The sequence below is a fragment of the Citrobacter amalonaticus genome (genome assembly GCF_037053465.1).
GTDB lineage: Bacteria > Pseudomonadota > Gammaproteobacteria > Enterobacterales > Enterobacteriaceae > Citrobacter_A > Citrobacter_A amalonaticus_H.
The window spans coordinates 123,849-136,900 of sequence record NZ_JBALIF010000011.1; the positions used below are offsets into that span (position 1 = coordinate 123,849).

Here is a 13,052-nt window from a genome sequence, read left to right on the forward strand (position 1 = left end):
CGATTAATGATGTGACCATTCGATGCTGTTCAGATCCACGCCCTGCTTGTGCATTTCCCACAGCGGAGAAAGGTCGCGCAGGCGGCCAATGGATTTACGAACCAGTTCGATGGTGTAATCAATCTCTTCTTCGGTAGTAAAACGACCTAAAGAGAAACGAATAGAGCTATGCGCCAGCTCGTCAGTCATGCCCAGTGCGCGCAGCACGTAGGATGGTTCGAGGCTCGCAGAGGTACAGGCGGAACCGGAAGAGACCGCCAGGTCTTTCAGCGCCATAATCAGTGATTCGCCTTCAACGTAGTTAAAGCTCACGTTGAGAATGTTTGGCGCGCCCTGCTCAAGGTCACCGTTCAGGTAAACTTCTTCCATATCTTTCACGCCATTCCACAGACGGTTACGCAGACCGCGCAGACGCGCCATCTCAGTTTCCATCTCTTCTTTGGCGATACGATAGGCTTCACCCATCCCGACGATCTGGTGAACAGGCAGCGTACCGGAACGCATACCGCGCTCGTGACCACCGCCGTGCATTTGCGCTTCGATGCGAATACGCGGTTTACGGCGAACGTACAGCGCGCCGATCCCTTTCGGACCATAAATTTTGTGGCCGGAGAAGGACATCAGGTCAACTTTCAACTGGCTCAGATCGATAGGCAATTTGCCCACGCTCTGGGTGGCGTCAACGTGATAGACGATCCCGCGCGCACGGCACATTTCACCGATTGTCGCGATATCCTGCACCACGCCGATTTCGTTATTCACGTGCATAATGGAGACGAGGATGGTGTCATCACGCATCGCCGCTTCCAGTTCTTTCAGATCGATAATGCCGTTGCTCTGCGGCGCGAGGTAAGTGACTTCAAAGCCTTCGCGCTCCAGTTGACGGCAGGTATCCAGCACGGCTTTATGTTCGGTTTTGCTGGTGATGATGTGCTTGCCTTTTTTCTGATAAAAGTTGGCTGCACCTTTGATCGCCAGGTTATCGGATTCCGTCGCACCAGAAGTAAAGACGATTTCACGCGGGTCGGCACCGACCAAATCAGCAATCTGATTACGGGCGATATCCACCGCCTCTTCCGCTTGCCAGCCGAAACGGTGTGAACGGGAGGCCGGGTTACCAAAGGTTCCGTCCAGCGTCAGGAACTGCATCATTTTCTCGGCAACACGCGGGTCCACCGGCGTGGTTGCGGAGTAGTCGAGATAAATCGGTAATTTCATTGCTCTATAAACTCCGTACATCGCTTCAATGCAAGGAGCCAGGCAACCGGCTGGATGTACGACCGTGTTAACGGAGCGTAAGCGCTCCGGCCTGACTCGAAAATCTTATTATCGTTAACCTAACTGTTTCGCGTTTTTGCAGGACGGTTAAATTAAGCGCGTAACTTAACGTCAATTGCATCTTGCGCACGATTTGTGCGTGGAGCGTCGTGGCTGTGCTGGCGACCAGACACATCCAGGACTTCCTGGTTATTCACCAGTTCACCTAACGTAATATTGTTGAGGAAACCGGTCAGACGATCGCTCAGATCGCGCCACAGCGCGTGGGTCAGGCATTTATCGCCGCCCTGACAACCGCCTTTGCCCTGGCAACGGGTCGCGTCAACCGACTCGTCAACAGCGCTAATCACTTCACCGACGGCAATACTGCCGGCATCTTTACCCAGCAGATAACCACCACCTGGTCCACGTACGCTGGACACCAGGCCATTTTTACGCAAACGGGAGAACAGCTGTTCCAGATAAGAAAGGGAAATTCCCTGACGTTCAGAAATATCAGCCAACGGTACCGGGCCCGCTTCGGAGTTGAGCGCAACGTCCAACATTGCGGTCACGGCATAACGCCCTTTAGATGTCAGTCTCATGTCTTACTTAGCCTCAAACTCGCCCCTGCCCGGGGTTTTTTATTGTAAAATGGGGATATTGCATAGCAGGGCCAAGTCTGACATTCCCGACTAAATCAGTCAACTATTTACTTGACTGTTTTAGTCAGGTATTTAACCTTCAGTGCCATTTTCCTTTGCCGGATGGCGCTTTGCTTATCCGGCCTATGGCTCGCACTTACTTGTCCTTATTCTGCTGCTCAATAGAAGCCAGCATCCCACGCAAAATGTTCAGTTCCTGGCTCTCCGGACGCGCACGGGTAAACAGACGACGCAGTTTGTTCATCACCTGACCCGGATGATTTTCGCGGATAAAGCCCGTCGCCAGCAGCGTCTGCTCAAGGTGACCGTAGAAACGCTCAAGATCGTCCACCAGCGGGTACGGCGCTTCTTCATGCTCTTGCGCACCTGGGTTTTCCTGCGATGCCAGCCACGCCATGCGCACTTCATAAGCGATAACCTGAACCGCCATCGCCAGGTTCAGCGAGCTGTACTCCGGGTTCGCCGCGATCGCAACGTGGTAATGACATTTTTGCAGTTCGTCGTTGGTCAGCCCAACACGCTCACGGCCAAACACCAGCGCAACCGGGGTATTCGCCGCTTCCGCCACGCTTTTCAGACCACATTCTCGCGGATCAAGCATCGGCCACGGCAGCGTACGGGAGCGTGCGCTGGTTCCGACAACCAGGCTGCATCCGGCCAGCGCTTCATCGAGGGTATCGACGATCTGCGCGTTGCCGATCACATCGCTGGCCCCGGCCGCCAGGGCGATCGCCTGGGAGTCAGGTTTAACCAGCGGATTCACCAGCCACAGGTTGGTTAATCCCATTGTTTTCATTGCGCGGGCAACAGAGCCCATATTGCCGGTGTGTGAGGTCTCCACCAGCACGATTCGAATATTTTGCAGCATTGTCTTTCTTCAGCTAAAGATTATTCAGGCATATTATCATAAATCGGAGACATATTCCGATCTCGCTGCTATACTCTGCGCCGTTTTCCCGTTCTTTAACATCCAGTGAGAGAGACCGATGCATCCGATGCTGACCATCGCCGTGCGCGCAGCGCGCAAGGCGGGTAATATAATTGCCAAACACTACGAAACGCCTGACTCAGTAGAAACCAGCCAGAAAGGCAGCAATGATTTCGTGACCAACGTCGATAAAGCCGCCGAAGCGATTATTATCGAAACGATTCGCAAATCTTACCCACAGCACACCATCATCACCGAAGAAAGCGGTGAACATGAAGGTACCGATCAGGATGTTCAATGGGTTATCGATCCACTGGATGGCACCACCAACTTCGTTAAACGTCTGCCGCACTTCGCGGTTTCCATCGCTGTACGTATTAAAGGCCGCACTGAAGTCGCTGTGGTTTACGATCCCATGCGCAATGAACTGTTCACCGCAACCCGTGGTCAGGGTGCGCAACTGAACGGTTATCGTCTGCGCGGCAGCAATGCCCGTGACCTCGACGGCACCATCATCGCAACCGGCTTCCCGTTTAAAGCCAAACAGCACGCGACCGCTTACATGAATATTCTCGGTAAAATGTTTACCGAGTGCGCTGATTTCCGTCGTACCGGTTCTGCTGCGCTGGATCTGGCCTATGTCGCCGCTGCGCGCGTTGACGGTTATTTCGAAATTGGCCTGCGCCCATGGGATTTCGCGGCAGGTGAACTGATTGCCCGTGAAGCTGGCGCGCTGGTCTGCGACTTTACCGGCGGTCATAACTACATGACGACCGGCAACATCGTGGCGGGCAACCCGCGCGTGGTTAAAGCGATGCTGGCGACTATGCGTGACGAACTGAGCGACGCGCTGAAGCGTTAATTGTTTGCTGCCGGATGGTGGCTAACGCCTTATCCGGCCTACAGAGGAAAATGAACTGTAGGCCGGATAAGCGAAGCGCCATCAGGCATTCTCCCCCGGCGCACGTTTAAAACGGCCGTAATCCCCTTCCCATTGGCACCGCACTCACCCACATCACGCCTGCGGCCACCACTAATATCACACCACCGGCTAACGCCAGCGTCGTCCATCCCACCTGTCGCCACAGTACAGGCGCCGAGTTACCGCTCAGTCTGACCGCCAGCGTGCGAAAACTGTGTACCAGTAATGCCAGCGAGCTAATCGTCAGCGACGTTCCCGCCGCCATCACCAGTGCTGACGCCATCCCCCAGTAAAAGACGCCAATCACTTTACTGAACAGCAGCACCATGAGAGCCCCTGAGCAGGGACGCATCCCCATCGACAGAATAATCATTAGCCTCGCCCGCCAGTCATCACTACGCTGAAGCTGTTTGGGATCCGGCATGTGCTGATGCCCGCAACCGCAGTGCGCATGATGCACATGATGGGGCGTGAAGGCGGTGAATGTGGGTTTACGTAGTAGCCGCCGCAGTTTCTTCACGGCACGCCAGCAGAGCAAAATGCCCAGCATACCCACCAGCGCATAACTCCCCTTCTCCAGCCAGAAACCACTCAGATGTAACTGTCGCGCCGGAAGTTGCAGAATGCTCAGTACCACTACAACCAGTCCAATTGCCACCACGCCCTGGAGCAAAGAAGAGGCCAGCGTCAGGCCAATGCTCGATTTCAGCTTTGAAGGATGCGTCGCCAGCCAGGTGGTAATCACTATCTTTCCATGTCCCGGCCCGAGCGCGTGCAATACGCCATATAAAAAGCTAAACAGCAGCAATGCCCCACCCGCCTGACCAGGGTTGGCGGCCACCGCTTTCAGTAACACGCTCATCTGTTGGTTGACATCCCGCTGCCAGACAATGCTTTTAATCATCACCTGCGGCCAGACCTGCCACAACCAGACACCAGCCACTGCGGCGACCAGCAAAAACAGCGCCAGCGGCCATAGCGACACCCAGCGCCGGGCACGAATACGGCGTTGCGAGATTACTGACATGCGAACGTCACCTGCTGCGCGAACTGTTTACCCAGCTCCATATCCTCTGGCGGCGCATCTTCTTTATCCAAAGACTGGGCAAAACTGAGCGATTCTTCACTCGGCGTTGGCGTATGCACGGCGATCTCACAGTGCTTACGCATCGCGGGCGATAACGTCGCATCGCTGTCTTCTTCGTAGCTCATATCGACATAATAGCTGGGATCAAAGGTTGAAAAGGTATAACGCTGCCCGCTTAAAGGCTGCGGTTTCGCAAGCGGCAACACAAAGGTCAGCACCGCCTGGTGCTCATCACGCGCCATACCGTATTCCGTGGGCCGGTTCTGAAATTTGACGCGCTGCCCGTTGTGCCACATTTCGGTGAAATAGTGCTGGCCCAGCACATTTGCCATCACTTCCGCCGCCAGCTTTTTCCAGACGTCGGACCCCGGTTTCGCCTCCCCGGCATCATACAGCAGGTCGGCTGAGGTCAGTTCATCCATCGTCCAGCGCATCTTAAGCGCCACAACATTGCCGTTATCGCTGACCACTTCCGTTTTCAGACGGATAAAGCTGTGCGGATGCGCGCTCACCGAAAACGTCAAAAATGCAAATAACCAGGGCAACACGCCGCGTATCATGAATGCCATCAACGCCTCAGAAAACAGAACGGGCCACGCTGTCATCATCAACGTGGCAGGATTGTCCGTGAGGATATCATTGAAATGAGAAATGTTGAGCACGGATTTCCGGGCTCGATTCAGTTCTCAGTTTTGCGATTTACTCACTTCACACAGGCGGGCAAATTCGCTGACATCAGCCGTTCGATCTTCAGTTTGATAACAAATTGTTAATTAAATCATTTGTTTCACTATGTTATTTAACATATAAAACCACACACAAAGTGCAACAACCTTTCAAATTAACTAAACATTAACTTTAATTAATATATAAATTAACAATAATGGGCTTTTATCACATTTATTAAACTTGCGATTCATTACCTCTTCCCTTCGTTGATAACCTCCTGTCGTGACTTGCCCTGGTCCCTACAAAAGGTACAACTATGAAATTCAAACTCGCATTACTCAGTGCAACCCTGGTTTCTGCATGCATGTTGTCCGGTGCGTCCTTTGCGGCAGAAAAATATGAAATTGCTGTGGTAGCCAAAGTGACCGGTATTCCCTGGTTCAACCGCATGGAAACCGGCGTCAACGAAGCCGCCAAAAAACTGGATGTGAATGCATATCAAACCGGTCCTTCCACGCCCGATCCGGCACAGCAAGTGAAGGTCATTGAAGATCTCATTGCTAAAAACGTCAACGCAATCATTGTGGTACCTAATGATGCGAAGGTGCTGGAGCCCGTGCTGAAGAAAGCGCGCGATAAGGGGATTGTCGTTTTGACCCACGAATCGCCGGATCAGCAAATTGGTCAGTGGGACATTGAAACCATCGACAGCGAGAAATATGCCCAAGCCAACGTTGATGAACTGGCAAAAGATATGGGTGGTAAAGGCGGCTATGCGATTTATGTCGGCTCGCTGACCGTCCCGCTGCACAACGCCTGGGCTGATTACGCCATCAAGTACCAGAAAGAAAAATACCCGGAGATGTTTGAAGTCACCACCCGTCTGCCGGTGGCTGAGAGCATCGATAAGTCCTACTCCACCACGCTGGATCTGATGAAAACCTATCCGCAGATGAAGGGCATCATTGGTTTCGGCTCGCTGGGTCCAATTGGCGCTGGTCAGGCGGTACAGAAAAAACGCGCGAAAGATAAAATCGCCGTGGTCGGCATCGCCATGCCAGCACAGGCTGCGCCGTATCTGATGCGTGGAGATATCAAGAAAGCGCTGCTGTGGGATCCGAAAGATGCCGGTTATGCGCTGGTCACCGTTGCTAACCAGTTGTTGCAAGGCAAAGAGGTGACGCAAGACCTGACCATTGAAGGATTAGGGAAAGCCGATGTCGACATGGAGAAGAAAGTGATCCGCTTTAACAAGATCCTCGAAGTCACCAAAGACAACGCGCAATCGCTCGGTTTCTAAGGCATCAGCCAACACCAGGGAAACCCAACGCCGACCGTCTGGTCGGCGCTATCTACAGACTTAACACTCAGCGTCCTTCCGGGCGCTCGCAGGGGTATTGTCCATGACAGACACCACCGCATTTATCACTCTTGAGAATATCAGCAAGCAATTCCCGGGCGTGCTGGCGCTGGATAATGTGAATCTGACCCTGAAAAAGGGCGAAGTTCACTGTCTGGCGGGACAGAACGGCTGCGGCAAAAGCACCATCATTAAAGTGATCTCCGGGGTTTACCAGCCGGAAAAAGGGGCGCAAATTCTGCTGGATGGCAAACTGTTCCACCAACTGAGCCCTCAGCTCTCCTCGCATTACGGAATCCAGGTTATCTATCAGGATCTTTCTCTTTTCCCCAACTTTAGCGTGGCAGAGAACATTGCCGTTAACCGCTACCTGCCCGGGGGCGATATCTGGGTACGTCGCGGCGCCATGAAAGAACAGGCATTAGCGGCAATGAAGCGAATTGGCGTCTCTCTCGACCCGGATAAAAAAGTGGAAAAGCTCTCCATTGCCGACCGCCAGCTTGTCGCGATTTGTCGAGCCATTGCTGCCGATGCGCGTCTGGTGATTATGGATGAGCCAACGGCGTCGTTAACGCGCCAGGAGGTCAACGGCCTGCTGCGTGTGGTTAACGAACTGAAAGCCGCAGGCATTTGCGTGGTGTTTGTCAGCCACCGTCTTGATGAAGTGATGGAAGTGGCGGATCGCATTAGCGTGATGCGCGACGGCAAACTGGTAGGAACCTGGCCCGCCAGCGAACTCGACAGCCACGAGCTGGCATTCCTGATGACCGGTCAACGCTTCCACTACAGCCCGCTGCCGGAAAAACCACCGGTTGAGCAGGAACCCATGCTGGAGCTGCGCAACCTGAGCCGCAACGGTAAATATCAGGACATCAACTTGTCGCTGCGCAGCGGTGAAATCGTGTCGATCGTGGGTCTGCTCGGGGCGGGCCGCACCGAGCTTTGTCTGAGTCTGTTTGGCATGACCCACCCGGAGAGCGGGGAAATTCGCATCAACGGCAAGCCCGTTCAGTTTCGCAATAATCATGACGCCATCCGACACGGGATCGGCTATGTCTCGGAAGATCGCCTGACCCAAGGGCTGATCATGGAACAGTCGATTTACGACAACACCATTGTCACGGTCTTCGACAAACTGCATACCCGCAGCGGCCTGCTTGATCACGGCAAAGCGAAAGCGCTGGTTGCCGATCTGATCCGTGAACTGAACATTAAAGTGTCCGATCCCCAATTACCGGTCAAAACGCTGTCTGGCGGCAACGCCCAGCGCATCGCCATCGCTAAATGGGTGGCGACCCAGCCGCGCATCCTGATTCTGGATTCCCCGACGGTGGGCGTTGATATCGCCAACAAAGAAGGAATTTACCAGATCGCCCGCAGCCTTGCGGAACAGGGAATGGCGGTACTGATGATTTGCGACGAGATCCCGGAAGCGTATTACAACAGCCATCGTGTGTTGGTGATGCGTCGCGGGAAACTGGTTGCCGAATTTAATCCACATCGCTGTCGCGAAGAGGACATTGCAGAGGTGGTCGAGGTCATCCATGAATAACGTTCGTCTCTCCCGTTTAGTCGGGCACCATGAATTCTGGCTGGGCCTGCTGGTGATTGCGCTTGCTGTCGGCCTGAGTGTCAGCACCGATGAGTTTTTGTCTCTCGGTAACCTGACGGACGTGGCCACCAGCTACGCCATTCTCGGCATTCTCGCCTGCGGGCTGTTTGTTGTATTGATCTCCGGCGGCATTGATATTTCGTTCCCGGCCATGACGGCGATTGCCCAGTATGCGATGGCAAGCTGGGTGATTGCGCACGGCGGCAACTTTATGCTGGCGCTGGGTCTCGCCATGGCGGTCGGATTACTGCTCGGGCTGTTTAACGGCTTTCTGGTCTACTGGCTGCGCGTCCCCGCTATCATCATTACCATCGCCACTCTGAACGTCTATTACGGGCTGCTGGTTTATGCCACCAAAGGCACCTGGTTGTATGGTTTCCCGGACTGGTTTATGAACGGCATCAACTGGTTTTCGTTCACCGCAGCGGATGGGTATGACTACGGCCTCACTCTGCCGCTGCTGTGCCTGGCCGCCGTCATTATCATTACCGCCGTGCTGATGAATTACACCCGACTCGGTCGCCAGATTTACGCCATGGGCGGTAACCGCGACGCCGCCTCCCGCCTCGGGTTAAACCTGTTAAAGCTGCATTTCTATGTCTACGGCTACATGGGCATTCTCGCTGGCGTAGCGGCCGTTGTGCAGGCGCAGATCACCCAGTCGGTGGCCCCGAACTCGCTGCTCGGATTTGAGCTGACGGTACTGGCGGCAGTGGTGCTGGGCGGCACCAGTATGAGCGGTGGTCGCGGCACGCTGACCGGTACGCTGCTGGGGGTGATTCTGCTGGCCTTTTTACAAAACGGTCTGACGCTGCTCGGCGTCTCTTCGTACTGGCATACCGTCTTCAGCGGCGCCATTATCCTGGTCAGCATCAGCGCCACGGCGTGGAACGAAAAACGCAAACTGGCAAGGGAGCTTTGAGATGAAAGCGTTCGCAAGAGTATTACCCGGTGATGCCATCATCCGTCTGCAGTGCGTGATTATTATCGTCGTCGCCGTCGTCTTTTCCGCGCTGTTAGGCAGCCGCTTTTTCAGCGTCGCCAACTTCCAGTCTATCGGCTCACAGTTACCGATCCTCGGCATGCTGGCATTAGGGATGGGGATGACCATGCTGACGGGCGGCATCAACCTGTCGATTATTGCTGGCGCTAATGCCTGCTCACTGGTGATGGCAGCCGTCATTGTCAGCCATCCTGACAACCCGCTGTTCCTGGCGCTGGCGCTGTTGGCTGGCGCAGCGGTCGCCGTGGCGATCGGCACCCTGAACGGCGCGCTGATCGCCTGGGTTGGCGTGTCGCCAATCCTCGCCACCCTCGGCACCATGACGCTGATCTCCGGGCTGAATATTTTACTCTCCAACGGCACGGTGATTTCCGGCTTCCCGTCTGCCATTCAGTATCTTGGCAACGCCACCGTCGCAGGTATTCCTGTCGCCCTGTTGCTCTTTTTACTGGTCGCCGTCCTGCTGTGGGTGTTGCTTGAACACACGACGCTCGGACGCAGTCTCTATCTGATGGGGTCCAACGAACAGGCGACCCGCTACAGCGGCGTGAACACCGTTCGGGTGCAGATTTCCGTTTACGTCATTTCCGCGCTGCTCGGTTGGGTCGCTGCAATCTTAATGATGGCCAAATTCAACTCGGCGAAAGCGGGCTATGGTGAGTCTTATCTGCTGGTCACCATCCTCGCCTCGGTACTAGGCGGCATTAACCCCGACGGCGGATTTGGCCGCATCATCGGGCTGGTGCTGGCGCTGGTTGTGCTGCAAATGCTGGAAAGCGGATTTAATTTGCTGGGGATCAGCAGCTATCTGACGATGGCGCTTTGGGGCGCAGTCCTCATCCTCTTTATCGCATTACAGAATCGTAGAGCCTGATCTCAGGAGAAAAATTATGGCGAGTTACTTTATTGGTGTGGATGTTGGAACCGGCAGCGCTCGCGCAGGGGTGTTTGATCTCAACGGCAGAATGGTGGGCCAGGCGACCCGCGCCATTGAGATTTACCGTCCGCAGGCCGATTTTGTCGAGCAGTCGTCCGATAATATCTGGCGGGCCGTTTGCAACGCGGTTCGTGATGCTATCAATCAGTCCGACATCAACCCCATTCAGGTTAAAGGGCTGGGGTTCGATGCCACCTGTTCGCTGGTGGTTCTGGATAAAGAGGGCAAACCGCTGACCATCAGCCCTTCCGGGCGCAGCGAGCAGAATATTATTGTGTGGATGGATCACCGCGCCATCATCCAGGCCGAACGTATTAATGCACTGCACCACCGGGTGCTGGATTATGTGGGCGGCATTATCTCGCCGGAAATGCAGACGCCGAAGCTCCTGTGGCTGAAACAGCATATGCCTAACACCTGGGCGAACGCGGGCTACTATTTTGATTTACCGGATTTTCTGACCTGGCGCGCCACGGGCGATGATACGCGCTCGCTCTGTTCTACCGTCTGCAAGTGGACCTACATGGGCCATGAAGACAAATGGGATGCCAGCTACTTCCGCGAAATCGGGCTGGAAGATCTGCTGGAACACGATGCGGCAAAAATCGGCCGCTACGTGAAAACGATGGGCGAACCGCTGGGCCACGGCCTGACCCAACGCGCTGCCAGTGAAATGGGGCTGATTCCGGGTACCGCCGTCAGCGTGTCAATCATCGACGCCCATGCCGGTACGCTGGGTACGCTCGGCGCCTGCGGTGTTTCTGGTGAGGTTGCCGACTTTGACCGTCGCGTTGCCCTGATTGGCGGCACCTCTACCGGACATATGGCGATCTCGAAAGAGCCTCGCTTTATTGGCGGCGTCTGGGGTCCCTACTATTCCGCCGTGTTGCCGGAATACTGGCTCAATGAAGGCGGACAATCGGCAACCGGCGCGCTGATCGACCACATCATTCAGTCGCATCCTTGTTACGATACGCTGCTTACGCAAGCCAAAGCGCAAGGGCAAACGATTTATGAAGTGCTGAACGCACTGCTGCGGAAAATGGCGGGCGAGCCGGAAAATATCGCTTTCCTGACCCGCGATATTCATCTCCTGCCCTACTTCCACGGCAACCGCTCGCCGCGCGCGAATCCGACACTCACCGGAGCGATCAGCGGCCTGAAACTCTCCCGCACGCCGGAAGACATGGCGCTGCAATACCTGGCGACCATTCAGGCAATTGCGCTGGGTACACGCCACATCATTGAGACCATGAACCAGAGCGGTTACAGCATCGACACCATCATGGCAAGCGGCGGCGGCACCAAAAACCCCATTTTTGTCCAGGAACACGCCAATGCCACCGGCTGCGCTATGCTGCTGCCAGAAGAGAGCGAAGCGATGCTGCTCGGCGGCGCGATGATGGGCACGATTGCGGCGGGCGTATTTGAAACCTTCCCGGAAGCGATGTCGGCAATGAGTCGCATCGGTAAAACGGTCACTCCGCAGACGAATCGCATTAAGCAGTATTACGACCGCAAATATCAGGTGTTCCACGAGATGTATCAGGATCACATGAAATACCGCCAGTTGATGCAGGGGGACGCATGACAAGTCCATGGCAACAGGCCAGCGATACGTGGGCGCTCTACAGCGAGGCGCTGGCGGGGTTACATCAGCATCTCAGCGAACCCGTCTGGGACGCGTTAATGACCGAATTACGCGAATGTCGCGGGAAAATTGTCGTCACCGGCGTGGGCACATCGGGCATTGCGGCGCGAAAAATCGCCCACATGCTGGCCTGCGTTGAACGTCCGGCGATCTACCTGAACGCGACTGACGCCGCCCACGGCGACCTGGGTTTTTTACGCGCCGACGACCGGGCCATTCTGATCTCACGCGGAGGCAACTCCGACGAACTGACGCGGCTGTTGCCCGGTCTGGCGGCGAAAAACGTCCCGATTATCAGCGTCACGGAAAACCCGGATTCCGCCATTGCCCGCGCTGCCCGGCTGGTGATTTCCACCGGTGTTCAGCGTGAGGCGGATCCGCTGAACATGCTGGCGACTACTTCCATCATACTGGTCATCGCCCTCTTCGACGCCGCCTGCGCCTGCCTGATGAGCGAGAGCGGATACAGCAAAGAAACGCTGCTTGCCGTGCACCCGGGCGGCGATGTCGGGCTAACCCTGCGACAGCAACGTTAATCCATGGAGCCATGTCTACCGGGGTGACAATCCCTTTCAGTTAAGGAGGTTCGCCCTCCTTAATCTGCGGGACTATAACGGCGTCATCGCCTCGGTGATATAACGGCCCTGCTACGGATCGTAGTACCAGTTATAGTGCAGCCCTGACTCCCCGTCATACCACTGGCCCGGTAACCTCAGCGGCTGTTCAATATTGTGCGGATTGTCTTCGGAAAGAACATTACCCCACGGGTCCAGTTCTGCTCTCCATTCCACCTGTCCCTCCCGGTTTATCAGCGCCATCGGCAGCGGGTCAAGCTGTAAGTATCCCGCATAATCGTGCCATTCACATTTAGAGATCATCCGGCATAATCAATCTGCCAACGAAGGAGATCGCTATGCGTAAAGCCCGTTTTACTGAGCATCAGATCATCGCTGTGATTAAG

Annotated in this window: 13 protein-coding genes; 7 read left to right on the forward strand and 6 right to left on the reverse strand. The window is 55.1% G+C overall.

Annotated elements, in window-relative coordinates:
* Positions 1–3: 3 nt before the first annotated feature.
* The 3 genes from iscS to trmJ form a co-directional block, all read right to left on the reverse strand.
* Complete coding sequence (gene iscS / locus WB371_RS17705) at positions 4–1,218, reverse strand: cysteine desulfurase (RefSeq protein WP_336221341.1); 1,215 nt, start codon at positions 1,216–1,218, stop codon at positions 4–6.
* A 152-nt stretch (positions 1,219–1,370) separates the two neighbouring features.
* On the reverse strand, positions 1,371–1,862 hold the full coding sequence (gene iscR / locus WB371_RS17710; RefSeq protein ID WP_042317591.1) for a Fe-S cluster assembly transcriptional regulator IscR: 492 nt from the start codon (positions 1,860–1,862) through the stop codon (positions 1,371–1,373).
* Positions 1,863–2,058: 196 nt separating this feature from the next.
* Positions 2,059–2,790 carry a tRNA (cytosine(32)/uridine(32)-2'-O)-methyltransferase TrmJ gene (trmJ, locus tag WB371_RS17715; RefSeq protein ID WP_336221342.1) on the reverse strand — a complete coding sequence of 244 codons (732 nt, stop codon included), beginning with the start codon at positions 2,788–2,790 and terminating at the stop codon, positions 2,059–2,061.
* 118 nt (positions 2,791–2,908) lie between these two features.
* Here trmJ and suhB point away from each other — a divergent pair, with 118 nt between their 5' ends.
* Positions 2,909–3,712: an inositol-1-monophosphatase gene (gene suhB / locus WB371_RS17720; protein ID WP_336221343.1), complete on the forward strand. Its 804-nt coding sequence runs from the start codon at positions 2,909–2,911 to the stop codon at positions 3,710–3,712.
* Positions 3,713–3,818: 106 nt separating this feature from the next.
* On the opposite strand, the gene WB371_RS17725 is transcribed toward suhB, so the two are convergent.
* On the reverse strand, positions 3,819–4,799 hold the full coding sequence (locus tag WB371_RS17725; protein WP_336221344.1) for a nickel/cobalt transporter: 981 nt from the start codon (positions 4,797–4,799) through the stop codon (positions 3,819–3,821).
* Complete coding sequence (locus tag WB371_RS17730) at positions 4,790–5,428, reverse strand: DUF1007 family protein (RefSeq protein WP_336221356.1); 639 nt, start codon at positions 5,426–5,428, stop codon at positions 4,790–4,792. Before WB371_RS17730 ends, WB371_RS17725 begins: the two co-directional genes overlap by 10 nt.
* Before the next feature lie 416 nt (positions 5,429–5,844).
* Between WB371_RS17730 and WB371_RS17735 the strand changes: the two genes are divergently transcribed.
* The 6 genes from WB371_RS17735 to WB371_RS17760 all read left to right on the forward strand — a co-directional run bounded on the left by WB371_RS17735 (position 5,845) and on the right by WB371_RS17760 (position 12,627).
* Entirely contained in the window at positions 5,845–6,828 is a 984-nt protein-coding gene (locus tag WB371_RS17735; protein ID WP_336221345.1) for an autoinducer 2 ABC transporter substrate-binding protein, read from the forward strand.
* Between the two features lie 103 nt (positions 6,829–6,931).
* Positions 6,932–8,440 (forward strand): sugar ABC transporter ATP-binding protein, encoded by a 1,509-nt coding sequence (locus WB371_RS17740; RefSeq protein WP_336221346.1) that lies wholly within the window; start codon positions 6,932–6,934, stop codon positions 8,438–8,440.
* A complete protein-coding gene (locus WB371_RS17745; RefSeq protein ID WP_336221347.1) occupies positions 8,433–9,422 on the forward strand; it encodes an ABC transporter permease in 990 nt (329 codons plus the stop codon). Before WB371_RS17740 ends, WB371_RS17745 begins: the two co-directional genes overlap by 8 nt.
* 1 nt (position 9,423) lies before the next feature.
* Positions 9,424–10,377 carry an ABC transporter permease gene (locus tag WB371_RS17750; RefSeq protein WP_336221348.1) on the forward strand — a complete coding sequence of 318 codons (954 nt, stop codon included), beginning with the start codon at positions 9,424–9,426 and terminating at the stop codon, positions 10,375–10,377.
* A gap of 16 nt (positions 10,378–10,393) precedes the next feature.
* Positions 10,394–12,031 (forward strand): FGGY-family carbohydrate kinase, encoded by a 1,638-nt coding sequence (locus WB371_RS17755; RefSeq protein ID WP_336221349.1) that lies wholly within the window; start codon positions 10,394–10,396, stop codon positions 12,029–12,031.
* The gene (locus WB371_RS17760) at positions 12,028–12,627 is read left to right on the forward strand and encodes an SIS domain-containing protein (RefSeq protein WP_336221350.1); all 600 of its coding nucleotides are present in this window, start codon (positions 12,028–12,030) and stop codon (positions 12,625–12,627) included. Before WB371_RS17755 ends, WB371_RS17760 begins: the two co-directional genes overlap by 4 nt.
* Before the next feature lie 111 nt (positions 12,628–12,738).
* On the opposite strand, the gene WB371_RS17765 is transcribed toward WB371_RS17760, so the two are convergent.
* Positions 12,739–12,969, reverse strand: coding sequence for an RHS domain-containing protein (locus tag WB371_RS17765; RefSeq protein WP_336221351.1), 231 nt, complete (start codon positions 12,967–12,969; stop codon positions 12,739–12,741).
* Positions 12,970–13,052 lie beyond the last annotated feature (83 nt).